At 54.1% G+C, this 23,820-nt stretch carries 20 protein-coding genes; 13 read left to right on the top strand and 7 right to left on the bottom strand.

Translation table 11 applies throughout. The annotated features are described in order from the left end of the window. Positions 1 to 25 precede the first annotated feature (25 nt). The 3 genes from sppA to pncA all read left to right on the top strand — a co-directional run bounded on the left by sppA (position 26) and on the right by pncA (position 3,612). A complete protein-coding gene (sppA, locus tag HFD95_RS00100) occupies positions 26 to 1,888 on the top strand; it encodes a signal peptide peptidase SppA (protein ID WP_167429685.1) in 1,863 nt (620 codons plus the stop codon). An 85-nt stretch (positions 1,889 to 1,973) separates the two neighbouring features. Continuing rightward, positions 1,974 to 2,987 carry an asparaginase gene (gene ansA, locus HFD95_RS00095; RefSeq protein WP_033787679.1) on the top strand — a complete coding sequence of 338 codons (1,014 nt, stop codon included), beginning with the start codon at positions 1,974 to 1,976 and terminating at the stop codon, positions 2,985 to 2,987. Between the two features lie 16 nt (positions 2,988 to 3,003). After that, positions 3,004 to 3,612 (top strand): bifunctional nicotinamidase/pyrazinamidase, encoded by a 609-nt coding sequence (gene pncA, locus HFD95_RS00090; protein WP_010670268.1) that lies wholly within the window; start codon positions 3,004 to 3,006, stop codon positions 3,610 to 3,612. 29 nt (positions 3,613 to 3,641) lie between these two features. Here pncA and HFD95_RS00085 read toward each other — a convergent pair whose 3' ends face one another. Beyond that, positions 3,642 to 3,923 (bottom strand): YeaC family protein, encoded by a 282-nt coding sequence (locus tag HFD95_RS00085; protein WP_003852750.1) that lies wholly within the window; start codon positions 3,921 to 3,923, stop codon positions 3,642 to 3,644. Positions 3,924 to 3,928: 5 nt separating this feature from the next. Next, complete coding sequence (gene msrB / locus HFD95_RS00080) at positions 3,929 to 4,339, bottom strand: peptide-methionine (R)-S-oxide reductase MsrB (RefSeq protein ID WP_010670269.1); 411 nt, start codon at positions 4,337 to 4,339, stop codon at positions 3,929 to 3,931. Between the two features lie 341 nt (positions 4,340 to 4,680). Between msrB and gapA the strand changes: the two genes are divergently transcribed. After that, on the top strand, positions 4,681 to 5,679 hold the full coding sequence (gene gapA / locus HFD95_RS00075; protein ID WP_003852747.1) for a glyceraldehyde-3-phosphate dehydrogenase: 999 nt from the start codon (positions 4,681 to 4,683) through the stop codon (positions 5,677 to 5,679). Between the two features lie 74 nt (positions 5,680 to 5,753). Beyond that, a complete protein-coding gene (locus tag HFD95_RS00070) occupies positions 5,754 to 6,653 on the top strand; it encodes a D-hexose-6-phosphate mutarotase (RefSeq protein ID WP_033769178.1) in 900 nt (299 codons plus the stop codon). Here the strand turns inward: HFD95_RS00070 and HFD95_RS00065 are convergent. Further along, a complete protein-coding gene (locus tag HFD95_RS00065; protein WP_167429684.1) occupies positions 6,650 to 7,501 on the bottom strand; it encodes an aldo/keto reductase in 852 nt (283 codons plus the stop codon). The genes HFD95_RS00070 and HFD95_RS00065 overlap by 4 nt on opposite strands. A 72-nt stretch (positions 7,502 to 7,573) precedes the next feature. After that, a complete protein-coding gene (locus tag HFD95_RS00060; RefSeq protein WP_033757868.1) occupies positions 7,574 to 8,323 on the bottom strand; it encodes a MipA/OmpV family protein in 750 nt (249 codons plus the stop codon). A gap of 420 nt (positions 8,324 to 8,743) precedes the next feature. On the opposite strand from HFD95_RS00060, the gene yeaG reads away from it, so the two are divergent. The 6 genes from yeaG to HFD95_RS00030 all read left to right on the top strand — a co-directional run bounded on the left by yeaG (position 8,744) and on the right by HFD95_RS00030 (position 17,495). After that, a complete protein-coding gene (gene yeaG / locus HFD95_RS00055; RefSeq protein ID WP_010260606.1) occupies positions 8,744 to 10,678 on the top strand; it encodes a protein kinase YeaG in 1,935 nt (644 codons plus the stop codon). A gap of 89 nt (positions 10,679 to 10,767) precedes the next feature. Further along, positions 10,768 to 12,042, top strand: coding sequence for a YeaH/YhbH family protein (locus HFD95_RS00050; RefSeq protein WP_010260603.1), 1,275 nt, complete (start codon positions 10,768 to 10,770; stop codon positions 12,040 to 12,042). 248 nt (positions 12,043 to 12,290) lie between these two features. Then, on the top strand, positions 12,291 to 14,018 hold the full coding sequence (locus HFD95_RS00045) for a potassium/proton antiporter (protein ID WP_010670274.1): 1,728 nt from the start codon (positions 12,291 to 12,293) through the stop codon (positions 14,016 to 14,018). Positions 14,019 to 14,096: 78 nt separating this feature from the next. Next, positions 14,097 to 14,330, top strand: coding sequence for a DUF1480 family protein (locus HFD95_RS00040; RefSeq protein ID WP_010260598.1), 234 nt, complete (start codon positions 14,097 to 14,099; stop codon positions 14,328 to 14,330). A gap of 377 nt (positions 14,331 to 14,707) precedes the next feature. After that, positions 14,708 to 16,174: an undecaprenyl-phosphate galactose phosphotransferase WbaP gene (wbaP, locus tag HFD95_RS00035; protein WP_029519111.1), complete on the top strand. Its 1,467-nt coding sequence runs from the start codon at positions 14,708 to 14,710 to the stop codon at positions 16,172 to 16,174. A 127-nt stretch (positions 16,175 to 16,301) separates the two neighbouring features. Further along, positions 16,302 to 17,495, top strand: a complete 1,194-nt coding sequence (locus HFD95_RS00030) for a multidrug effflux MFS transporter (RefSeq protein ID WP_010260592.1) — start codon at positions 16,302 to 16,304, stop codon at positions 17,493 to 17,495. On the opposite strand, the gene dadX is transcribed toward HFD95_RS00030, so the two are convergent. Both dadX and HFD95_RS00020 read right to left on the bottom strand, forming a co-directional pair. After that, the gene (dadX, locus tag HFD95_RS00025; RefSeq protein WP_167429683.1) at positions 17,488 to 18,558 is read right to left on the bottom strand and encodes a catabolic alanine racemase DadX; all 1,071 of its coding nucleotides are present in this window, start codon (positions 18,556 to 18,558) and stop codon (positions 17,488 to 17,490) included. The genes HFD95_RS00030 and dadX overlap by 8 nt on opposite strands. A gap of 19 nt (positions 18,559 to 18,577) precedes the next feature. Continuing rightward, entirely contained in the window at positions 18,578 to 19,879 is a 1,302-nt protein-coding gene (locus HFD95_RS00020; protein WP_010260588.1) for a D-amino acid dehydrogenase, read from the bottom strand. A 504-nt stretch (positions 19,880 to 20,383) separates the two neighbouring features. Here HFD95_RS00020 and HFD95_RS00015 point away from each other — a divergent pair. Further along, a complete protein-coding gene (locus HFD95_RS00015) occupies positions 20,384 to 21,919 on the top strand; it encodes a SpoVR family protein (RefSeq protein ID WP_022625556.1) in 1,536 nt (511 codons plus the stop codon). 41 nt (positions 21,920 to 21,960) lie between these two features. Here HFD95_RS00015 and fadR read toward each other — a convergent pair whose 3' ends face one another. Then, entirely contained in the window at positions 21,961 to 22,680 is a 720-nt protein-coding gene (gene fadR, locus HFD95_RS00010) for a fatty acid metabolism transcriptional regulator FadR (protein ID WP_010670276.1), read from the bottom strand. 483 nt (positions 22,681 to 23,163) lie between these two features. Here fadR and dsbB point away from each other — a divergent pair, with 483 nt between their 5' ends. After that, positions 23,164 to 23,694 (top strand): disulfide bond formation protein DsbB, encoded by a 531-nt coding sequence (gene dsbB, locus HFD95_RS00005; protein WP_010260580.1) that lies wholly within the window; start codon positions 23,164 to 23,166, stop codon positions 23,692 to 23,694. Positions 23,695 to 23,820: the final 126 nt, after the last annotated feature.

Raw genomic sequence — 23,820 nt, 5'->3', positions numbered from 1 at the left:
CTGCTACATATTTATGGAGAGTCTGATGCGCACATTGTGGCGAATAATTGCAGGTCTGTTCCGCTGGAGCTGGCGGGTACTGAATTTTATCAGGGAATTTATTCTGAATATTTTCCTGATTTTGTTGATTGTGGTGGGTGTAGGGATCTGGCTGCAGGTCAGCGGGTCGGGCGGCAGTTCAGCGCCGATTCAGCAAGGCGCACTGAAAGTGGATCTCAGCGGCGTGCTGGTGGATAAACCGTCGGTAAGCAATCGTCTGAGCAAAATTGGCCGCCAGTTGCTGGGTGCCAGCAGTGACCGCTTACAGGAAAATTCGCTGTTTGATGTGGTCGACGCTATTCGTCAGGCAAAAGATGACAGCAACATTAAAGGCATGGTGCTCGATTTACGCGAATTTGCCGGTGGCGATCAGCCTTCACTGCAATATGTGGGTAAAGCGCTACGCGAATTCCGCGACAGCGGCAAGCCGATTTATGCACTCGGCGACAGCTACAGCCAGGCGCAGTATTACCTTGCCAGCTACGCCAACAAAATCTATCTGTCACCACAGGGCACCGTAGATCTGCATGGTTTCGCTACTAACGGACTCTATTACAAAACCTTGCTGGAGAAGCTGAAAGTCACCTCACACGTCTTCCGTGTCGGGACCTACAAATCAGCGGTTGAGCCGTTCCTGCGTGACGACATGTCCCCTGCCGCACGGGATGCAGACAGCCGCTGGGTCGGTCAGCTGTGGCAGAACTACCTGAACACCGTGGCAGCGAACCGCCAGATTACGCCGGAGCAACTCTTCCCCGGTGCTGCTGCGATTATTGCCGGATTAAACGCCGTGAAAGGCGATACCGCGCAATATGCGCTGGATAACAAGCTGGTCGATGCCCTGGGTTCACGTGCGGCAGCCGATCAGGAGCTGGTAAAAACCTTTGGTCTGGATAAGCAGAGCAACGATTACCGTAGCGTCAGCATCTATGACTACAGCGTGAAAACCACCTCCACGCAGCAGGATGGCAACATCGCGGTAGTCATGGCCAGCGGTGCCATCATGGATGGTGAAGAGACGCCGGGCAACGTCGGTGGCGACACGACGGCGGCGCAGATCCGCGATGCGCGTCTCGATCCGAAAATCAAAGCGATTATTCTGCGGGTGAACAGCCCGGGTGGCAGCGTCACCGCCTCGGAAGCGATTCGTGAAGAGCTGGCGGCAGCGCAGGCGGCCGGTAAGCCGATTGTGGTCTCGATGGGAGGCATGGCGGCGTCCGGCGGTTACTGGATCTCAACGCCTGCCAGCTACATTGTGGCGAACCCCAGCACGCTGACTGGCTCGATTGGCATCTTCGGCGTGATCAATACGCTGGAGAACAGCCTGGACAGTATTGGCGTGCACACCGACGGTGTTGCGACCTCACCGCTGGCGGATATCTCAACCACCAAAGCGCTGCCAACAGAAGTTCAGCAGCTGATGCAGCTGACCATCGAAAATGGCTACCGCAACTTTGTCGGTCTGGTGGCGAAGTCACGTCATAAAACGCCAGAGCAGATTGATGCCATTGCACAGGGCCACGTCTGGACCGGCAGCGATGCGAAAGCCAATGGTCTGGTTGATGCATTGGGTGACTTCGATGATGCCGTGAAGAAGGCGGGCGAGCTGGCGAAAGTCAGTAATCCGCAGCTGAGCTGGTATCAGGATGACCCAAGCTTCCTGGATATGATGCTGAGCCAGATGAACGCGTCGGTGCAGGCTGTCCTGCCTGATACGCTGAAAGCCTGGCTACCAGCACCGATGCTGGATGTGATGAGTGCTATGAAAGCCCAGCCTGGTCTGTTCGACAAGCAGAACGATCCTCAGAACCGTTATGCATTCTGCCTGAACTGCGGCGAAGTGCGATAAACCTCGCAGCCCGGCCGCTGGTCGGGCTGCTTTTCCCCGCTATTCCCCTTATACTGCGCGTTTTATGGCGAGTCTGAGTTCTCTAATGCAAAAGAAAAACATCTACGTAGCCTACACTGGCGGGACGATCGGTATGCAGCGTTCGGCGCAGGGTTATATTCCCGTCTCCGGACACCTGCAGCAACAGCTGGCTAACATGCCGGAGTTCCACCGCCCTGAGATGCCTGATTTCACCATTCATGAGTATCAGCCGCTGATCGACTCTTCCGACATGACCCCGCAGGACTGGCACTCTATCGCAGAAGATATCCGTCAGAACTATGATCGCTATGATGGTTTTGTGATCCTGCATGGCACCGACACCATGGCATTTACCGCCTCAGCACTCTCCTTTATGCTGGAAAATCTGGCCAAGCCGGTTATCGTCACGGGCTCGCAGATTCCGTTAGCGGAATTACGTTCAGATGGTCAGCAGAATCTCTTAAATTCGCTCTATGTGGCGGCCAACTATCCGATCAGCGAAGTGTCGCTGTTTTTCAATAACACGCTCTATCGCGGTAACCGGACCACCAAGGCACATGCAGACGGCTTCAACGCCTTTGCTTCGCCCAACCTCTCTGCGCTGCTGGAAGCGGGCATTCATATTCGTCGCCTCAATACACCGCCAGCCCCAGCCGGTCAGGGCGAACTGAAGGTTCACACCATTACGCCTCAGCCCATTGGCGTGGTCACCATCTATCCCGGCATTTCAGCCGACGTTGTACGTAACTTTCTGCGTCAGCCAGTCAAAGCATTGATCCTGCGCTCCTATGGTGTGGGTAATGCACCGCAGAACAAGGAATTTCTGGCAGAATTGCAGCAGGCCAGCGAGCGTGGCATCGTGGTGGTAAACCTCACCCAGTGTATTTCCGGCAAAGTGAATATGGGCGGATACGCTACCGGCAATGCGCTGGAACATGCTGGTGTCATCAGCGGATTTGACCTCACCGTGGAAGCGGCGCTGACAAAGCTACACTTTTTACTCAGCCAGGATCTTTCGGCCGATCAAATCCGAGCCAGAATGCAGCAGAATTTGCGCGGCGAACTGACTGAAGACTGAAACGGAGCGATATGTAATGAAGCGGGCACTCATCATTATTGATATTCAGAACGATTTTTGCCCCGGCGGCCCGATGGCAGTCCATGAGGGCGACCATACGGTCGAGGTGGCAAATCGTTATGCGCGACTGTTCCGTGAAAACGGTGAATGCGTACTGGCACTGCAGGACTGGCATCCGGCCAATCACGGCAGCTTTGCCTCGGTTTCCGGCGAGCCGGTCTACACGCTGGGCGAGTTAAATGGTCTGGCCCAGATCTGGTGGCCCGATCACGGCATTCAGGGCTCGACTGGCGCTGATTTTCATCCGGGTCTCGATCGCTCACTGTTCGATGCGACGTTCCATAAGGGCCAGGATCAGGATGTCGACAGCTATAGCGCCTTTTTTGACAATGGCCATCGCCGTAAGACCGAGCTGGACAGCTGGCTGCGTGAGCGTGGGATCACCCATCTGGTGATGCTGGGGCTGGCGACGGATTACTGCGTCAAATATAGCGTGCTGGATGCGCTGGAGCTGGGTTATCACGTTGAGGTGGTTAAAGAGGGCTGCCGGGGCGTCAATCTGAATCCCGAGGACAGCGAAATTGCCTTTGCCCAGATGACCGCTCAGGGCGCGATTCTGATTTAAAATGGAGCTGGCATGACGCCAGCTTTTTTTTAATGCAGATGGATGCGGGTCACGTCAGGGTCAATTCCAAACTCTTCTTTGAGCTCTTTTTTCGACTTCATCACCATTTCGCCACCTTTGCCGATGGTCATGTGCTGGGGCGCGTCGTTGTGCCGCGCCTGCCACATCATGACCAGCTGCAGGCAATTGTCGCGCTGCTCCTGGGTCAGTGCCACGCCATCCGGCCATTTACCAATCTCAACCGCCGTGGCAAGACGCTGATAGACTTCAGGCGTCATCGATGCAAGCATTGCTTCAAGCTGTTCCTTCATCGCCATTACCCTTTGGTCTGTTCGCCCTGCTCGTCGGTGAAATTCAGCGAGGCGGAGTTAACACAATAGCGTTCGCCGGTCGGCTGCGGGCCGTCAGGGAAGACATGTCCCAGGTGCGCATCGCAACTGCCACAGCGGATCTCAATACGCTGCATGCCGTGTGAATCATCTTCAATATAGCGAATCGCATCATCACTGACCGGCTGGTAGAAACTGGGCCAGCCACAGCCAGAGTCATACTTCGTCTCAGAGAGAAAAAGTGGCGCCTCACAGATCAGACAGTGGTAGATCCCTTCCTGCTTGTTGTGCAGCAGTGCGCCGCTGTAAGGCGGTTCCGTTCCGCGTTGCTGAGTGACGTAGCGTTGCATTTCAGTCAACTGTGCAATTTTTGCTTCGGGTGCGGTGTCTTTAGCCATTTTAGGATTCCGGGCAGTGCCATTCTGAAAAATTCGACTATTATTCTAACAAATGATCAACATAACCCGGGTCTTTTTTTGTGCTCACCCTTTCAGCCTGCTCTCTGCTAAGCGGATTTGTGACATCGATCACCTTTTATCCGGAGCATCCCTATATATTCGGCGATTGATTCAACGAAGCGCGATATCATTGGCGGCGCGCAAGCGGTTGCGCATCGAATAATTCCTTTCAGGCGAATTGATTTGTCGCAACAATTGACACGATTCCGCTTGACGCCTGGTAAGGTTTTTGTAATTTTACAGGCAACCTTTTATTCACTAACCAATAGCTGGTGGAATATATGACTATCAAAGTAGGTATCAACGGTTTCGGCCGTATCGGTCGCATCGTTTTCCGTGCTGCTCAAAAGCGTTCTGACATCGAAATCGTTGCTATCAACGACCTGCTGGACGCGGATTACATGGCGTACATGCTGAAGTATGACTCTACTCACGGTCGTTTCGACGGCACCGTAGAAGTTCAGGATGGCGCACTGGTGGTTAACGGTAAAAAAATCCGTGTTACCGCTGAACGTGATCCGGCCAACCTGAAGTGGGATGAAGTGGGCGTTGACGTTGTTGCTGAAGCAACCGGTATCTTCCTGACCGACGAAACCGCGCGTAAACACATCACCGCAGGTGCTAAGAAAGTCGTTCTGACCGGTCCATCTAAAGATGACACCCCAATGTTTGTTCGTGGTGCAAACTTCGACAAATATGATGGCCAGGATATCGTGTCTAACGCATCCTGTACCACTAACTGCCTGGCACCGCTGGCAAAAGTGATCAACGACAAGTTTGGCATCGTTGAAGGTCTGATGACGACCGTTCACGCCACCACTGCTACTCAGAAAACCGTTGATGGCCCGTCTCATAAAGACTGGCGCGGCGGCCGCGGCGCATCGCAGAACATCATTCCTTCATCAACTGGCGCAGCTAAAGCCGTTGGTAAAGTTCTGCCAGAGCTGAACGGCAAACTGACCGGTATGGCATTCCGCGTACCAACCCCTAACGTTTCCGTTGTTGACCTGACCGTGCGTCTGGAAAAAGCGGCTTCTTACAAAGAAATCTGTGCTGCAATTAAAGCGGCTGCAGAAGGTGAGATGAAAGACGTTCTGGGCTACGTTGAAGATGACGTGGTTTCTACCGACTTCAACGGCGAAATCCTGACTTCAGTGTTTGACGCTAAAGCCGGTATCGCGCTGAACGACAACTTTGTGAAACTGGTTTCCTGGTACGACAACGAAACTGGCTACTCAAACAAAGTTCTCGACCTGATTGCACTGGTTTCTGCTAAATAAGGCAGCCAGACATCATTGAGAATAAGGGCGACTTCGGTCGCCCTTTTTTTGATCCGCTCAGGAAGGAATCGAACATGCAAGATAAACTGTTTTCTCTGCCGGTGGTCACGCAGATCTCCCCTTACCTCACCCAGCGCCAGATAGGTGAACTCCCCGCCATTGTTGTGAGTCACCCTAAAGTGCGGGCAGCCATTACGCTTCAGGGCGCGCACCTCATCGCCTGGCAACCCAGCGGCGAAAAGCCGGTACTCTGGCTGAGTGATAAGAGTCTCTTTGCACCGGGTAAGGCGATTCGTGGCGGCGTTCCGATCTGCTGGCCGTGGTTCGGCCCGGCGGGCGAACCGGCACACGGCTTTGCGCGGGTTCAGCCGTGGAAGCTCACGGCGCATGATGAAAATGAAGAGGGCGTCATGCTGACGCTGGTGCTGGAGAGCACCCCTCAGACGCTGAAGCTCTGGCCGCATGAATTCACCCTGATTGCCCGCTTCCGGCTGGGCCAGCATTGTGAGATTGAGCTGGAAGCCTATGGTGACTTTGAAGCGACGGCGGCTCTGCACAGCTACTTTACCGTCAGCGACATCAACGGTGTGGAAGTCTCGGGTCTGGGCAATAGCTATATCGACAAAGTCAACAACGGCGAGGTGGCCAGCAGCGACGGCAAACAGCGTTATCCTGGACGCATCGACCGTATCTTTACCGCAGCAGAAGATTGCTCAGTGATTAATGATACCGCGGGTGAGCGGCAGATCGAGGTGTACCACCATCATCATAGTGACGTTGTCACGTGGAATCCGGGTGTGGAACTCTCCTGCAGCATGACGGATATGGCGAATGAGGGCTATAAGACCATGGTCTGTGTGGAGACGGCGCGTATCAGCAAACCGTTACGCAGCGCGGGAGAGAAACCGGCACGACTGGCCACGACGTTCCGCCTCAAAAAGAAAGCCGCAGCCAGCGACAACGTTAACGGCTAAACAATATCCAGCGGCAATTTATGCTGTGGCGCTGGCCAGGCGTGATCGATGAGCTGCAAATCCTCATCGGTCAGTTCCACCTCCAGCGCCGCCGCATTTTCCTGAACGTGGGCCACGGAACTGGCTTTAGGAATGGCAATCACCCCTGGCTGACGAATCACCCAGGTCAGCAGTAATTGCGCCACGCTGATGCCCTTCTGCTGTGCAATCTGAGACAGCTGCGGATCGGTGAAGAGTGAGTCACGTAGCCGTCCGGCCTGGGCCAGCGGACAGTAGGCCATGACCGGTACGCCACGCTGCTGACATGCCGGCAGCAGATCAAATTCAATGCCGCGTGAAGCCAGATGATAGAGCACCTGATTGGTCGCGCAGGCCTCGCCCTTCTCTTCATCCCACAGTTCGGCCATATCATCGGTGTCAAAATTCGATACGCCCCAGTGACGAATTTTGCCCTGCTGCTGCAGGCGTTCCATGGCGCGCAGCGTCTCTTCCAGCGGAATATTGCCGCGCCAGTGCAACAGGTAGAGATCGAGATAATCGGTTTGCAGACGGCGCAGGCTGCGCTCACAGGCTGCAATGGCATCCACTTCGCCCGCATTCCACGGATAAACTTTGGAGACCAGCAGCGCCCGGTCGCGACGGCCCAGCAGTGCCTGCCCGACCACCTCTTCGGCTCCGCCATCTGCATACATTTCGGCGGTATCGATAAGCTTCAAGCCGCACTCAAGACCCGCCTGCAATGCAGCGACTTCATCAGCACGCTGCGCCGGGTTTTCACCCATATACCAGGTGCCCTGACCGATCACCGGCAGCTCGCTAAAACCGGCAAAGTTAATCGTGTTACGCATTCTGCTCTCCCGCCCCATTCTGAGGCCCTGTAAAAGAACAGAGGGCAATAAATGCCCTCTTTTGGTGCGTTATCAGAAGGTATAGCTGACACCCGTCCAGATTAACGCCTGCCCGCTTTTATCAATCATCGGGCTGTCTTTGATTTCGCTGTCGAAGCGGACGTAACGTCCCATGACGCTGGCATTCCACTGTGGCGCAATCTGATAGCTGGCGCTCAGTTCCACATAAGGTGACCAGCTATCATCCGGATTGTAACGGCTGATGCCGGTACGGGCGCTTTCATGCCCGGATACCCCATAGTAATAACGGTTTTGATTGGCGCTGTTCCACGTGGCCCCGATGCCCGGCGTCAGGCTGAAGTCACCCATCTGGAAGCGATAGAGGTATGTCAGGTCCCAGATCATCCCATTGCTGTTATTGAGCACATCTCCCAGCAATGAGGTACGGACAATCCCCCAGTCAGCAGTGTGACGATAGGTTGCGCCACCCATCAGCGTCATGCGGCGTTTATCCAGCCCTTTCATGTCGCCCAGGTCGTTGTCGCTGGGTTTGTACTCCTGCGGTGAACCCAGCAGCGTCAGTGACAGCTGGTTCTGAGGATCTTTCCACAGGTAGTAGCCGCCCTGCAGGCTGCGGAACCAGAAGTCTTCACCCTCATAATTGATAACCGGAAGCGGGATATACCGGTCCTGGCCGCCGCGATAAGGTGATTCGGCATAGATGACCGATGCGCCAATGGAAAGCGGTGCGGCATTCGCGTGCGTGGCCAGTAAATAACAGGGCAGAAGTGCAACAAGCGTCTTAAATTTGAATTGGTTCACAATTTATTCATTCCATAAATATAACAATCAAACAGGAAGTCTAACGTTTTTTCACGGCTGGATTAACTTATATCGAAATCCTTTAAGTGACTGATCGATGAAAGTGGCATTAAAGGTTAAAAACACGTTAAGTTAAAGCATCACCCATAAGAACGCATCTCACAACAGACCCGCTGTACAGTTGATCTTCCCCTCATTAACCCAAACCCGTGGAGGAAATTTCCTAGAAGCCATCTACAGTTAGAAGTAACAGCAGACATTTTGTACGAGCAGAGTAACCACAAAAGTTGTGTATCCCGATAAGAAAGATCAGGTTGGCATAAGGGTTGCTGTACTCAACAGAGAATATCTTCCGGGAGCTGCTATAAGCCTCTAATTACGCTCCTTACCTGTGCTAAAAACGAAAGGACGGGCATCGCTATGAATATATTCGATCACTATCGTCAGCGTTATGAAGCTGCCAAGGACGAAGAGTTCACACTGCAGGAATTTCTTGCTATCTGTAAGCAGGATCGCAGTGCATACGCCAACGCTGCAGAGCGACTGTTAATGGCTATCGGAGAGCCGGTAATGGTCGATACTGCTCAGGAGCCACGCCTTTCCAGAATATTCTCCAACCGTGTGATGGGACGCTATCCGGCGTTCGAGGAGTTTTACGGCATGGAGGAAGCGATTGAACAGATCGTCTCCTACCTGAAACATGCCGCTCAGGGACTGGAAGAGAAGAAACAGATCCTCTATTTACTGGGACCGGTAGGTGGCGGTAAATCCTCACTGGCGGAACGGCTTAAGTCGCTGATGCAGCGGGTACCCATCTATGTACTGAGCGCCGACGGGGAACGCAGCCCGGTTAATGACCACCCTCTCTGCCTGTTTAATCCGCAGGAAGATGCGCATATTCTCGAAAAAGAGTATGGCGTGCCGCGCCGTTATCTCGGCACGATTATGTCGCCGTGGGCCGCTAAGCGACTTCACGACTTCGGCGGCGATATCTCGCGTTTCAAAGTGGTGAAAGTCTGGCCGTCAATCCTGGAACAGCTGGCGATTGCCAAAACTGAACCGGGTGATGAGAATAACCAGGATATCTCTGCGCTGGTCGGTAAAGTGGATATCCGTAAACTGGAAAACCACGCGCAAAACGATCCTGATGCTTACGGTTACTCCGGCGCACTCTGCCGTGCGAACCAGGGCATCATGGAATTCGTTGAGATGTTCAAAGCGCCTATCAAGGTGCTGCACCCGTTACTGACGGCGACGCAGGAAGGTAACTACAATGGCACCGAGGGGATTTCGGCGCTGCCGTTTAACGGCATTATTCTGGCGCACTCCAACGAATCAGAGTGGGTGACGTTCCGCAATAACAAGAATAATGAGGCGTTCCTTGACCGTGTCTATATCGTCAAGGTGCCCTACTGCCTGCGGGTCTCTGAAGAGATCAAAATCTACGACAAGTTACTTAATCACAGTGAGCTGGCGACCTCGCCCTGCGCACCGGGTACGCTGGAAACGCTGGCACGCTTCTCTATCCTGTCACGTCTCAAGGATCCGGATAACTCCAGCATCTATTCCAAAATGCGGGTCTACGATGGTGAAAGCCTGAAAGATACCGACCCTAAGGCGAAGTCATGGCAGGAGTATCATGATTACGCCGGTGTGGATGAGGGGATGAACGGCCTTTCAACCCGCTTTGCCTTTAAGATTCTGTCGCGGGTATTTAACTTTGACCACGCCGAAGTGGCGGCCAACCCGGTGCATCTGTTCTACGTGCTGGAGCAGCAGATTGAGCGCGAACAGTTCCCACAGGATCAGGCCGAGAAATACCTTGAGCACCTCAAAGGCTATCTGATCCCCAAATATGCTGAGTTTATCGGCAAAGAGATTCAGACCGCCTATCTGGAATCTTACTCTGAGTATGGTCAGAACATCTTTGACCGCTATGTGACCTATGCCGACTTCTGGATTCAGGATCAGGAGTATCGCGATCCCGATACCGGACAGCTGTTTGATCGTGAATCGCTCAACGCGGAACTGGAGAAAATCGAGAAGCCCGCTGGCATCAGTAACCCGAAAGATTTCCGTAACGAGATCGTCAATTTCGTGCTGCGCGCCAGGGCACACAATAACGGTCGCAACCCGAACTGGACCAGTTACGAGAAATTACGCACCGTGATCGAGAAGAAAATGTTCTCGAACACGGAAGAGCTGCTGCCGGTGATTTCGTTTAATACCAAGACCTCTACCGATGAGCAGAAAAAGCATGATGATTTTGTCGATCGCATGATGGAAAAAGGCTATACCCGCAAACAGGTTCGCCTGCTGTGTGAATGGTATTTGCGTGTGCGTAAATCGTCCTGATAAGAGTCTGTAAGCTTGCCGGTAAGTGATACCGGTCTGACAAGGTCGGGTTCGCCCGGCCTGCTTACAATGTAGTTTGGGGGAATACCATGGCCTATTTCATCGATCGCCGACTCAACGGCAAAAACAAGAGCGCGGTAAACCGCCAGCGCTTCTTGCGCCGTTATAAGTCGCAAATTAAGCAGTCGATCTCCGAGGCCATCAATAAACGCTCGGTGACCGATGTAAGCAGCGGTGAGTCTGTCTCTATCCCGATTGACGACATCAATGAGCCAATTTTCCATCAGGGACGCGGCGGCAACCGCCATCGGGTCCATCCGGGCAACGATCATTTTGTGCAGAATGACCGGGTCGAGCGCCCGCAGGGTGGCGGTGGCGGCGGCAGTGGCCAGGGCAATGCCAGTCAGGATGGTGAAGGTCAGGATGAGTTTGTCTTTCAGATATCGAAAGATGAGTATCTGGACCTGCTGTTTGAAGATCTCGCCCTGCCTAACCTGCGCCGGAACCAGCATCGTCAGTTGAATGAGTATAAGACCCACCGTGCCGGTTTCACCTCTAACGGTGTGCCTGCCAATATCAGCGTCGTACGTTCGTTGCAGAACTCGCTGGCGCGTCGTACGGCGATGACGGCGGGTAAACGCCGGATGCTGCACGAACTGGAAGAAACGCTGCTGGAGATTGAGAACTCTGAACCGGCTCAGCTTCTGGAGGAGGAGCGGCTGCGCAAAGAGATCGCCGAGTTGCGGGCGCGTATCGAACGGGTGCCTTTTATCGACACCTTCGACCTGCGCTACAAAAACTTTGAGAAACGGCCGGAGCCTTCCAGCCAGGCGGTGATGTTCTGTCTGATGGATGTATCCGGATCCATGGATCAGGCCACCAAGGATATGGCGAAACGCTTCTATATCCTGCTTTACCTGTTCCTGAGCCGCACCTACAAGAATGTTGACGTGGTTTACATTCGTCATCACACGCAGGCGAAAGAGGTGGATGAACAGGAGTTCTTCTACTCCCAGGAGACCGGTGGCACCATCGTTTCGAGTGCGCTGAAACTCATGGATGAGGTGGTGAAAGAGCGCTATGACCCGGCGCAGTGGAACATCTATGCTGCACAGGCGTCGGATGGCGATAACTGGGCCGACGATTCACCGCTCTGTCACGAGATTCTGGCGAAGCATATTCTGCCGGTGGTGCGTTATTACAGTTATATCGAAATTACCCGCCGTGCGCATCAGACGCTGTGGCGCGAGTATGAGCATCTGCAGTCGACGTTCGATAACTTTGCAATCGAACACATTCGTGAGCCGGAAGATATCTACCCGGTGTTCCGATCGCTGTTCCATAAACAGGCAACGGAAGCCTGATGCACTAAGCCGGCTCATCGCCGGCTTTTTTTATCTTCCGAATAACCTGCTAAAACAGTCTGTTTTCCGCCGCTTGCCTGCCAACCCCCTCATTCTTCACATTAATCTGATTCCATACGCTGTTAAGCAATTCGTATAATGATCATTTTCACAATGACAACTCCTTGATAAAACATTATCTTTCAGAGATAGCATGGATATTTGTCACCAGTCGCTGCACCGCACTGTCATATCTCAGGAGATCGGGTTTGAACCACACTATTGTCTACAGTCTGTTTATCATCGGTTCCGTGCTGGTCGCATCGAGCATTTTGCTCAGCTCTTTCTCATCCAGACTGGGTATCCCCATTCTGGTGATCTTCCTCGCTCTCGGCATGCTGACCGGGGTTGATGGTATCGGCGGCATCGCCTTTGATAACTATCCGGCGGCTTACTTAATCTCGAACCTGGCGCTGGCGATTATCCTGCTGGATGGCGGCATGCGGACCAAAGCCAGCTCATTTAAAGTCGCCCTGGGGCCAGCGCTGTCGCTGGCGACCGTCGGGGTCATGATTACCGCAGGCTTAACCGGAGTGGTCGCTGCCTGGTTGTTTAACCTGGATATGATGCAGGGCTTCCTGATTGGCGCGATTATCGGCTCCACGGATGCCGCCGCCGTCTTCTCCCTGCTGGGTGACAAAGGTCTGAATGAGCGCGTCAGCTCCACGCTGGAGATTGAATCGGGCAGTAACGATCCGATGGCGGTGTTCCTGACCATTACGCTGATTGAGATGATCGAGCAGGGCCGCAGCGGCCTTGACTGGATGTTCCTGGTGCATCTGGTGCAGCAGTTTGGTCTGGGTATCGTGCTGGGCCTGGGCGGCGGCTGGGCGCTGCAGCAACTGATTAACCGTATCAGTCTGGCCGGTGGGCTCTATCCGCTGCTGGCGTTGAGTGGCGGCATTCTGGTGTTCGCCCTGACCACGGTATTAGAGGGCAGCGGCATCCTGGCGGTCTATCTGTGCGGCTTTTTACTGGGCAACAGGCCGATTCGCAACCGTCACGGCATTCTGCAGACCTTTGACGGCATGGCGTGGCTGAGTCAGATTGGCATGTTCATCGTGCTGGGATTGCTGGTAACCCCGTCTGATTTGTGGCATATCGCGGTTCCGGCGATGATCCTCTCGCTATGGCTGATTCTGGTTGCGCGCCCACTGTCGGTGTTTATTGGTCTGCTGCCGTTTCGCAGTTTTACCACCCGCGAACGCGTCTTTATCAGCTGGGTCGGTTTACGCGGCGCGGTACCGATTATCCTTGCGGTCTTCCCGATGATGGCCGGATTAGAAAACGCGTCGCTCTATTTTAATATCGCCTTCTTTGTGGTGCTGGTCTCCCTGATGTTGCAGGGCACCTCGCTGGGCTTTGCAGCGAAAAAAGCCAAAGTGGTGGTGCCGCCTACCGCATCGCCTATCAGCCGTATCGGTCTGGATATTCACCCCGAAAATCCGTGGGAGCAGTTTGTCTACCAGCTCAGCGCTGACAAGTGGTGCATCGGTGCCGCACTGCGTGACCTGCAGATGCCTCGTGAGACCCGCATCGCCGCCCTGTTCCGTGACAATGTGCTGATGCATCCGAATGATGGGACGCGGCTCAGGGAGAACGACGTCATCTGCGTGATTGGCCGTGAGCGCGATCTGCCAGCGCTGGGTAAAATGTTCAGCCAGTCGCCGCCGGTTTCCCTCGACCAGCGTTTCTTTGGTGACTTTATTCTGGATGCTGAAGCTCGCCTGCGCGATATTGCGCAGATTTACGGACTGGAACTGGATGAGAACACCAACGATCAGCAGTCGCTGGGACAACTGGTGCTGAGTATGCTGGGCGGCGCGCCGGTGGTTGGCGATCAGGTTGAGTGGAATCAGCTGACGTGGACCGTCGCGGAGAAAGAGGATAACCGTATTGTGAAGATTGGTGTCCGTCCGGCTGAAGAGAAGGAATAATCCTAATCATTCAGCCACGTTATTTTCTGTCGATACGCTAAGCTTAAAAGTCTATGCCAGCAAAAACGGGAGAAATGAATGGGACACGTGGTTAAAATTGGTCGTTATGAGATTGTTGATGCCGATCTTGACAGTGAGAACCTCGACACCGTCAGCATCCCCTGTCACACCAATCCCGGCTTAATTACCCAACTTGATGGCTGGGATCGCGATACCAGCGTTCCGGCATGGATTGACGGAGAACCGGTGGATCTGCAGATTGGTCATTACGATAAACAGCAGGACCGCTGGATTTTAAAAAAACCTGCCTGAGTCCGTTATCACTACCGCCAGTCGTAAGATTTGGCGGTAATTCCTAAAAAGCGTCTTAAACAGTTTGGTTATAACCAACGCCCGCCTTATTTTATCCAGTAAAAACCAAAACTTAGCCATTTAAAACTTTAATCACTTTTGATGTTTTCAGATTTTTTCCGTATTAACTCTGTCAAATAACTCCTGCATACTCATTCTCAATGCTGCAACATTTCGTGAGTACTATCACGCTTTAGCCGTTATCTTTTTTGCAGCTGCACTGGCTTTACTGACTGCAACAGACTGAAAATTATTTTTTAATTTTTCAGAAGCCCACCCCTGAGCGCGTACATGATTCTGGTCAGGCCATCTTTTACTTGAGAAAGAGAGCAGGTTTTATGGCAAGTACATTGATAATGAATAGCCCGAGCCGCTCGTGGAGCGGCACGCGTAAAAATATCATCGTGAAATTCGCCCTGAGCTTTTCCGATCTGATTGCACTTAACCTCGCACTGTTTTTATCTGCCGCGACGATACAGGGTATTTGGGGCGAGCTGGATACCTTTATTCCACCTCATCAAATTGAATATCGTTTTGTGGCACAGTTTATTATGTCAGTCATGTGTACCGGCTGGTTCTGGGTACGCCTGCGTCACTATACCTATCGCAAACCCTTCTGGTTTGAGCTGAAAGAGATCATTAAAACATTATTTGTTTTCTCGCTGCTCGACCTCGCGTTGATCGCCTTCTCTAAATGGGATTTCTCCCGCATGGTGTGGGTCTTCAGCTGGACATATGCCCTGCTGCTGCTGCCGCTGATGCGTGCTCTGGTTAAACGCGCCATTCACAAGGCGGGTCAGTGGCAGAAAGAGACCATCATTATTGGCTCCGGCAGAAACGCCACCGAAGCTTACGCGGCGCTGCAGAGTGAAGAGATTCTGGGCTACAACGTACAGGCCTTTATCTCGGTCGATGATGTCCCGGCTCAGCAGAGCGTGAATGGCGTGCCGGTGATCACCTGGAAAGATATCAACTGGCAGACCATTGACCGTGACAACGTGCAGTTTATTGTGGCTATGGAGTATGAGCAGCAGCCGATGCGCGATCGCTGGCTGAAATTCCTGTCGAAGATGAACTGCCGTTCAGTTTCAGTGATCCCTACGCTGCGCGGCGTGCCGCTTTACGGCACCGACATGTCCTTTATCTTCAGCCATGAAGTGATGATTCTGCGCGTCAGCAACAACCTGGCGAAACACTCCTCCCGTTTCATGAAGCGCGCCTTTGATATCGTGGTGGCGTCGATGCTGCTGCTGTTCCTCGGCCCAATCTTCGCCCTGCTCTGCTATATGGTGAAACGTGATGGCGGCAATGCCATTTATGGTCACGAGCGTGTGGGCCAGAATGGCAAAAAATTCAAATGTCTGAAATTCCGTTCCATGGTGACCAATTCCAAAGAGGTGCTGGAGAAATTACTGGCGACCAGCGAAGAGGCACGAATTGAGTGGGACAAAGATTTCAAACTGAAGAATGACCCGCGCGTGACCCGGATTGGTAGTTTCCTGCGTAAAACCAGCCTCGACGAGTTGCCGCAGCTGTGGAACGTGATTCGTGGCGAGATGAGCCTGGTTGGTCCGCGTCCGGTGATTGAAGCTGAGCTGGAGCGTTATGCCGGTGATGTCGACTACTACCTGATGGCCAAGCCGGGTATGACCGGTCTGTGGCAGGTCAGCGGACGTAACGATATCGACTACGACACCCGCGTCTATTTTGACTCCTGGTATGTCAAAAACTGGGCGCTCTGGACCGATATCGCGATCCTGTTCAAAACCGCAGGCGTGGTGTTACGCCGCGACGGCGCTTACTAATCAGACCTCTGCGATGCCTGTTTACAGCAGGCATCGCACTTTCCGCACGACTTCCTCTATCTTTTTTGCCGCTGAATCATTACCCTCTGCGATCGTTTTTAAACAGAACGCTTACCCTCTGGTTGTTATGCAAAAATTTACTCTGCTGTTATTAAGCCTGGTGCTGCTGGCACCCTTAGGCATCGATCTCTATTTGCCCACGCTGCCACAAATCGCAGAAGGGCTGGATACGCCGGTTAATCTGGTGCAGACCACCATTCCCCTGTTTCTGCTGGTCATGGGACTGGGACAGCTGGTGACCGGCCCGCTGGTGGACAACTATGGCCGTAAGCCGATTGCCCTGCTGGGCCTGGCGCTTTACATCACGGGGAGTGCCATCGCCGCCACCGCCACCTCATTCCCGCTGTTCGTCCTTGCCCGCCTGGTGCAGGGCTGTGGCGTCTGCTGCAGCGCGGTCGTGGCCTTTAGCGGCGTGCGTGACCGCCTGAGCGGTGATGATGCCGCCCGTGCATATGGCTTCCTGAATGGCGCATTAAACATCGTCCCGGCCCTGGCTCCGCTGCTGGGCGGTTTGCTGGCCAGCGCCTTTGACTGGCGCGCACCCTTCTGGTTTCTCTGCGCCTACGGCGTGCTGATTACGCTGCTGGTGATTATCTGGCTGCCAGAGACGCGCCCGGCGGATACCCTGCGGGTGAAAGGATTACCGATTAAACAGTATGCCGCGATCCTGCGTCAGCCGCGCTTTCTGGCGTTCGCGTTCGCCAATGCCGGTGCGCTGGGCATGGTGCTGACCTACGTGTCGCTGGCACCGCAGGTATTAATGACCGAAGGCGGGCTGACGCCAATCCAGTTCTCTTTTGCTTTTGGCGCCAACGGTTTCTGGATCATGTTTGTCAGCATGTTCGTGAATAAAGCGATTCGCAAAGCGGGTCGCCCTTTCTGCCTGGCGATGGGGTTTTTCACTATGCTGCTGGGCGCGGTGCTGCTGGTTGCGGGGATGCAGATCTTCCCGGCGGAGATGCAGACGCACTGGGCGCTTTACATGTTCCCGGTGGCCGTTTCAGTTGCCGGGCTGGCCTTTACGGTAGGACCGGCCACCAGCTATGCGCTGGAGCCCTATCAGCAACAGGCGGGTGTGGCGTCCGCCTTGCAGGGATTCATTCAGATGGCCGGTGGCGCGTCAGGCAGCCTGGTCATTGTGGCGCTGCCGGTGGCGGAGAAGCTGTCGCTGAGTCTGATGATGCTGCTGGGTGCAGCGCTGGCCTTTATCGCCTGGCGCTGCAGCAGAAAGATGCGCGGCAGCCTGACCGCGCTTAAATAACCGTGACCGGAACGCGGGGTGCCAGCGCACACATCAGCTCGTACCCTACCGTTCCGGCCGCTTTTGCCACCATATCGATTTTCACCTGCTCACCCCACAGCTCCACGGCTGAGCCAATACCGGCCTGGGGACAGGGGGTCAAGTCGACGGTGATCATATCCATCGAAACCGCACCAACCACCTGAGTCATTACACCATCGACACAGACGGGCGTACCCGTCGGGGCATGCCGTGGATAGCCATCCGCGTAGCCACAGGCCACCACGCCAATTCGCTGCGCTGCACTGGCGTGATAGCGGTAGCCGTAACCCACTCCATCGCCCGCCTGTAGCTGCTGGACCGCAATAATCTCACTGCTTAAGGTCATCACTGGCTTCAGGCCACTGCCTGCAATGTCCTGCCAGTCACCGCTGGGCGACGCGCCATACAGAATGATGCCGGGACGGACCCAGTCAAAGTGCGCTTCAGGATGCCACAGGGTGCAGGCGGAGTTGGAGAGCGATCGCGGACAGTTCAGTCCCTCAGCCGCCTGCTCTACGCGCTGCAGTGGCGCAATCAGACCCTGCGGATTTTCCGCATCGGCAAAATGGGCCATCAGCGTCATCTCACCTACCGTACTGAGCGCCCGCAGCTTTTGCCATGCACCGTTGACCTGTTCCGGGCGAAAACCCAGCCGGTTCATCCCGCTGTTCATTTTGAGATAGATATCAACCGGTGCTGCAAGTCTGGCACTGGCCAGCGCGTTGATTTGCCAGTTACTGTGTACGCTGGTGGTGAGACGATAACGGTCAATCAGCTGCAGATCCTCTGGCTGGAAGAAACCTTCCAGCAGCAGAATCGGCTTTTTCCAGCCCTGTTCGCGCAGCTGGATCGCCTCTTCCATATTAAGAAGCGCGAAGCCGTCAGTGGCAGATAACGCCTCGCGCACGCGATCAATGCCATGGCCATAAGCATTAGCTTTCACCACTGACCAGACGCGGGAGGCGGGTGCCGCCTGGCGAACAACAGTCAGGTTATGACGTAACGCCTGCTGGTTGATGGTAGCGACAATCGGACGTGACATCCTCTCTCTCCCTGAATACTTAACGAGTTGCGTTGGCGTTACGCAGCGGCGATGAGGTCGCCGCGAAACCGGGTAAGTAGCGGAACACCGCTAAGTCATCCGCCGCAATGGCCGGCTTTTTACCGGAGATGAGATCGGCCAGCAGCTGACCAGAACCACACGCCATCGTCCAGCCCAGCGTACCGTGACCGGTATTGAGCCAGAGATTAGAGATCGGTGTGGCACCCACAATCGGCGTACCGTCTGGCGTCATCGGACGCAGACCGGTCCAGAAACTCGCCTGCGCGAGATGACCGCCTTCAGGATAGAGATCACTGACCACCATCTCCAGCGTTTCCCGCCGCGCTTCGGTGAGTTTGGTGTTAAAACCAACAATTTCCGCCATCCCGCCGACACGAATACGATCGTCAAACCGCGTCACCGCCACTTTGTAGGTCTCATCCAGGATAGTTGAAACCGGTGCGGCATCAGGATTTTTAATCGGAATAGTGAGTGAATAGCCTTTCAGCGGATAGACCGGAATATCGATGACATTTTTTAACAGCGCGGTCGAGTAGGAACCGAACGCCACCACATAGCTGTCCGCCTTGATGATCTCATCACCGCACTTCACGCCATAGATGCGATTGCCATCGCGCAGCAGGTGGTCGACCGGAGTATTAAAGCGGAAGACCACGCCCGCCTCTTCGGCCATTTTTGCCAGCCGCTGAGTAAAGAGCTGACAGTCGCCGGTTTCATCATTGGGCAGGCGTAATCCGCCGGTGAGTTTATGCTGGGTTGCCGCCAGTGCCGGTTCAACGCGAGACAGTTCATGCGCCTGCAGCAGCTCATAGGGCACGCCCGCGTCGCGCAGCACCGCAATATCTTTGCTGGCGCTGTCGAACTGCTGCTGGGTACGGAACAGTTGCAGCGTCCCGCCCTGACGGCCCTCATAGGCGATGCCGGTTTCACTGCGCAACGCTTTCAGACAGTCACGGCTATATTCAGCAATCCGCACCATGCGGCTTTTGTTCTGCTGATAGTGATTGATGTCGCAGTTGCGCAGCATGTGCCACATCCACTCCAGCTGAAAACTACTGCCATCCAGCCGGATAGCCAGCGGCGCGTGGCGCTGAAACATCCACTTCACCGCTTTCAATGGCACGCCGGGCGCTGCCCAGGGTGCGGCATAACCCGGAGAGATCTGACCGGCATTCCCTGCACTGGTCTCCATCGCTGCGGCGGGCTGACGATCAATGACCGTCACCTGATGTCCGGCACGCGCCAGATACCAGGCACTCGCCACCCCGACCACACCACTTCCAAGAATTACAACGTGCATAGCTCCCCCACCCGACCTGTAAAAGCATAATTCACTGTTCAACTGATGATAGTCAGCGGATTTACACAGCAGACACCACCACAGAATTTCACCATCCATTTCACATCTTTTTTACTTTTCAGGTAACTAAAATCTTGTCGCACGGCCAATTTCAGCGCTTTATGCGTCTTAATCCTTAAACACAGAAATAAATGACAACGAAGGCAGTTAAATCTGCCTGTTGCAGGAGATTCATTCAACCCCATACATTCCGCTTATAAACAGGATTAGATTCCGCAATTTATAATAAGGCTAGTATTAAAGGCTGTTAAATTCTCTGCCGCACCACTCTTAATGATTTTGTGCCAAAGAATTCGTTTGAGTTCGCATTTCGGATAAGCGACAGTGGGCTATCATTGTTGTGTTCGCTCAGTTTTTTTCGGGTTCCCTTTTTCAGGATGAAGCCTTAAATAACCAGAACGGGTTGTCTTTCGGGTCAGCCGGTTTGCAAAAAAGAGGTGCGCTATGACGACAATCTTTGACGAAGCCATCAGAGACAGCAAACGACTCAATGACGGACCAGACTGGACATTCGAACTGCTTGATGTCTACTTAGCCGAGATCGACCGGGTTGCTAAACTCTACCGGCTTGATACCTACCCGCACCAAATCGAAGTGATTACCTCTGAACAGATGATGGATGCCTACTCCAGCGTCGGCATGCCAATCAACTATTCACACTGGTCATTCGGCAAAAAGTTTATCGAGACCGAGCAGCGCTATAAGCATGGTCAGCAGGGTCTGGCCTATGAGATTGTCATCAACTCCAATCCCTGCATCGCCTACCTGATGGAAGAGAACACCATGACCATGCAGGCGCTGGTGATGGCGCATGCCTGCTATGGCCACAACTCTTTCTTTAAAAATAACTATCTGTTCCGCAGCTGGACGGATGCCGGGTCGATTGTCGATTACCTGTTATTTGCCAAAAACTATATCAGTGACTGCGAAGAGCGCTATGGCGTCGAAGAGGTAGAGCGGTTGCTCGACTCCTGCCATGCCTTAATGAATTATGGCGTCGATCGCTATAAGCGCCCGCAGAAGATCTCTCTGCAGGAGGAGAAGGCGCGGCAGAAAAGCCGTGAGGAGTATCTGCAAAGTCAGGTGAACACCCTGTGGCGAACGCTGCCACGGCGTGAGAAAGAGGCCGTGACCTTTGAAGCCGCGCGCTACCCCTCTGAGCCGCAGGAAAACCTGCTCTATTTTATGGAGAAAAACGCCCCGCTGCTGGAGTCATGGCAGCGTGAGATCCTGCGCATTGTGCGCAAGGTAAGCCAGTATTTCTATCCGCAGAAACAGACCCAGGTAATGAATGAAGGCTGGGCGACATTCTGGCACTACACCATCCTCAATCACCTCTATGATGAAGGCAAAGTGTCGGAACGCTTTATGATGGAGTTCCTGCACAGCCACACCAACGTCGTGTTTCAGCCGCCCTATAACAGTCAGTGGTATAACGGCATCAACCCCTATGCTTTAGGGTTCGCGATGATGCAGGATATCAAGCGTATCTGTCAGTCGCCGACCGAGGAGGATCGCTACTGGTTCCCGGATATCGCCGGTTCCGACTGGCTGGAAACGCTGCATTTTGCGATGCGCGAGTTCAAGGATGAGAGTTTTATCAGCCAGTTCCTGTCGCCGAAAGTCATGCGTGATTTCCGTCTGTTTACCGTACTGGATGATGACCGCAACAACTATCTCGAAATCGCCGCGATCCACGATGAGGCGGGCTACCGGGCAATTCGCCAGCAGCTCTCTGCGCAGTACAACCTGAGTAATCTCGAACCGAATATTCAGGTCTATAACGTCGATCTGCGCGGTGACCGTTCGCTGACTCTGCGCTATGTGCCGCAGAGCCGCACGCCGCTGGATAAGAGCCGTCGCGAGGTGCTGAAGCATGTGCATCGTCTGTGGGGATTTGATGTGATTCTGGAACAGCAGAACGAGGATGGCAGCGTAGAGTTGCTGGATCGTAATCCACCACGCGGTTCATCACTCTGATGGGTTAAAACAAAAAACCGGACGCGATGTCCGGTTTTTTTTTAACGCTTACTGCCGAGATCGTCGGGCAGATTCTTCTGCATACTGTGCCAGATTTCACCGCTGCGGCGGCCGTAGTTGCGCACCACGTCCACAATCTCATCCTGTCCTGGCTCTTTGTCGCACAGTTCCAGCAGTTTGAGATAGAAATCGCGCGCGACCTGACGGGCTTCCGGATTAGAGAAGTAGTGGCGGCCAACGCGGGTATAGAGCCCTTTCAGGCCATTCAGGATCAGACCGTAAATCGGGTTACCTGACGCAAACGCCAGACCACGGAACACCCGGTAGTCAAGCTCGGTATAGGCATCAGCCTGATCGGCAGCCGCGCTGACCGTTTCCAGCACTTCGCGCGCTTTGTCCGGATGATGGCGCAGCGCCCGGCTGATAAAGATCGATGAAATGTTGCTGCGTACCGACAGCAGGTTGTCGATCAGCACCGGAACGCTGTCGTGATCGAGACGGGCCAGCGTTTCCAGAATATTCAGGCCGGACGTCTCCCAGAAATCGTTCACCCGCGTCGGTTTACCGTGCTGAATAGTCAGCCAGCCATCGCGCGCCAGGCGCTGCAGCACTTCACGCAAGGTGGTGCGCGTCACCCCAATCAATTCAGAAAGCTCACGCTCAGCAGGAAGAATCGACCCTGGCGGAAAGCGACTGTTCCAGATGCTTTCAATAATATACTCTTCAGCAAATCCCGCTGGACTCTGAGCCTTTATAACCATAGCAATGTGTTCTCGTTGCTTTTCTAATCATGATGGGCACTCATCATACCAGACGCCCTATAGCGGATATAGCCTGCGTAACCATTAAAACCGGGTGCAGGCGCATATTTCAGCATGGCTGACCGCAGTATCAGCGGCTTCAGGATCACGGGCGGGCTGAACGACTTTCTGCGCTGAAATGGCGCGTGCCACAGCACCGCGGAGTGTCAGCGTACAGCCGCCCTGAAAGCGCTGAACGCTGGCAGCATATAACCCGCGCCTGCCGTTTCGCCTCCTGCCGCATGCGATCGCATCTGTCGCCACTGCGGCTCTCCCCGCTCTTCACTGACCGGCGTTCTGCCGATAAGGTCTGGCTTATCCTCATTTAACCTGCTCTGGATCAGAATCAGGTCATGTTTGCACACGATTTTTCCCTGTCCCTGGCTGGTTTGCAAACGCTTTTGGTTTACACTGCGTGGCATTAACGTTTACAGGGAATGCAATATGTTGCGATATCTGAATCAATGCTCACGTGGTCGCGGAGCCTGGTTACTACTGGCACTGACTGCACTTGCACTGGAATTAACAGCACTCTTTTTTCAGCACGTAATGGGCCTGAAGCCCTGCGTGATGTGTATTTATGAGCGCAATGCGCTGTTTGGTGTGCTGGGCGCGGGTCTGGTTGGTGCTATTGCGCCGAAATCGCCGTTGCGTCTGGCGGCGCTGGCGTTGTGGATCTACAGTGCCTGGGAAGGTCTTCGTCTCTCTTATGAACATACCATGATTCAGCTGCACCCTAACCCCTTCACCACCTGTGATTTTGCTGCCCGCTTCCCCAGCGGCTTACCGCTGGATAAGTGGCTGCCGTCGGTGTTTCTTGCCAGCGGTGACTGTGCAGAACGCAGCTGGACTTTCCTGACGCTCAGCATGCCGCAGTGGATGATTGTGGTGTTCGCCGGTTATCTGCTGGTCGCGGCGCTGGTGCTGATAGCCCAGCCGCTGAAACCTAAACGCCGCGATCTCTTTGGTCGCTGAGATCAAAAAAGGCTGCCAGTGGCATAATGCTGGTCAGTTAAGATTAGAGTTGTAAAGGCTGTCACGGTCAAACGTGGCAGCTTTTTTTCCGGGCGAGCGAGCCGCAGTGCGGGCCAGCGCACCTCT

The sequence above is a fragment of the Pantoea sp. EKM10T genome (assembly GCF_011800685.1).
Lineage (GTDB): Bacteria > Pseudomonadota > Gammaproteobacteria > Enterobacterales > Enterobacteriaceae > Pantoea > Pantoea agglomerans.
Note: the sequence above shows the minus strand (reverse complement) of the source record. Positions and strands in the feature narration are given on the sequence as shown.

What these genes read in the sequence shown, in the direction of transcription:
- dsbB (WP_010260580.1), top strand. Translation starts at nt 23,164, where the DNA reads ATGTTGCGATATCTGAATCAATGCTCACGTGGTCGCGGAGCCTGGTTA.
- HFD95_RS00020 (WP_010260588.1), bottom strand. Translation starts at nt 19,879, where the DNA reads ATGCACGTTGTAATTCTTGGAAGTGGTGTGGTCGGGGTGGCGAGTGCC.
- ansA (WP_033787679.1), top strand. Translation starts at nt 1,974, where the DNA reads ATGCAAAAGAAAAACATCTACGTAGCCTACACTGGCGGGACGATCGGT.
- fadR (WP_010670276.1), bottom strand. Translation starts at nt 22,680, where the DNA reads ATGGTTATAAAGGCTCAGAGTCCAGCGGGATTTGCTGAAGAGTATATT.
- pncA (WP_010670268.1), top strand. Translation starts at nt 3,004, where the DNA reads ATGAAGCGGGCACTCATCATTATTGATATTCAGAACGATTTTTGCCCC.
- sppA (WP_167429685.1), top strand. Translation starts at nt 26, where the DNA reads ATGCGCACATTGTGGCGAATAATTGCAGGTCTGTTCCGCTGGAGCTGG.
- yeaG (WP_010260606.1), top strand. Translation starts at nt 8,744, where the DNA reads ATGAATATATTCGATCACTATCGTCAGCGTTATGAAGCTGCCAAGGAC.
- msrB (WP_010670269.1), bottom strand. Translation starts at nt 4,339, where the DNA reads ATGGCTAAAGACACCGCACCCGAAGCAAAAATTGCACAGTTGACTGAA.
- wbaP (WP_029519111.1), top strand. Translation starts at nt 14,708, where the DNA reads ATGGCAAGTACATTGATAATGAATAGCCCGAGCCGCTCGTGGAGCGGC.
- HFD95_RS00040 (WP_010260598.1), top strand. Translation starts at nt 14,097, where the DNA reads ATGGGACACGTGGTTAAAATTGGTCGTTATGAGATTGTTGATGCCGAT.
- dadX (WP_167429683.1), bottom strand. Translation starts at nt 18,558, where the DNA reads ATGTCACGTCCGATTGTCGCTACCATCAACCAGCAGGCGTTACGTCAT.
- gapA (WP_003852747.1), top strand. Translation starts at nt 4,681, where the DNA reads ATGACTATCAAAGTAGGTATCAACGGTTTCGGCCGTATCGGTCGCATC.
- HFD95_RS00050 (WP_010260603.1), top strand. Translation starts at nt 10,768, where the DNA reads ATGGCCTATTTCATCGATCGCCGACTCAACGGCAAAAACAAGAGCGCG.
- HFD95_RS00015 (WP_022625556.1), top strand. Translation starts at nt 20,384, where the DNA reads ATGACGACAATCTTTGACGAAGCCATCAGAGACAGCAAACGACTCAAT.
- HFD95_RS00070 (WP_033769178.1), top strand. Translation starts at nt 5,754, where the DNA reads ATGCAAGATAAACTGTTTTCTCTGCCGGTGGTCACGCAGATCTCCCCT.
- HFD95_RS00030 (WP_010260592.1), top strand. Translation starts at nt 16,302, where the DNA reads ATGCAAAAATTTACTCTGCTGTTATTAAGCCTGGTGCTGCTGGCACCC.
- HFD95_RS00085 (WP_003852750.1), bottom strand. Translation starts at nt 3,923, where the DNA reads ATGAAGGAACAGCTTGAAGCAATGCTTGCATCGATGACGCCTGAAGTC.
- HFD95_RS00065 (WP_167429684.1), bottom strand. Translation starts at nt 7,501, where the DNA reads ATGCGTAACACGATTAACTTTGCCGGTTTTAGCGAGCTGCCGGTGATC.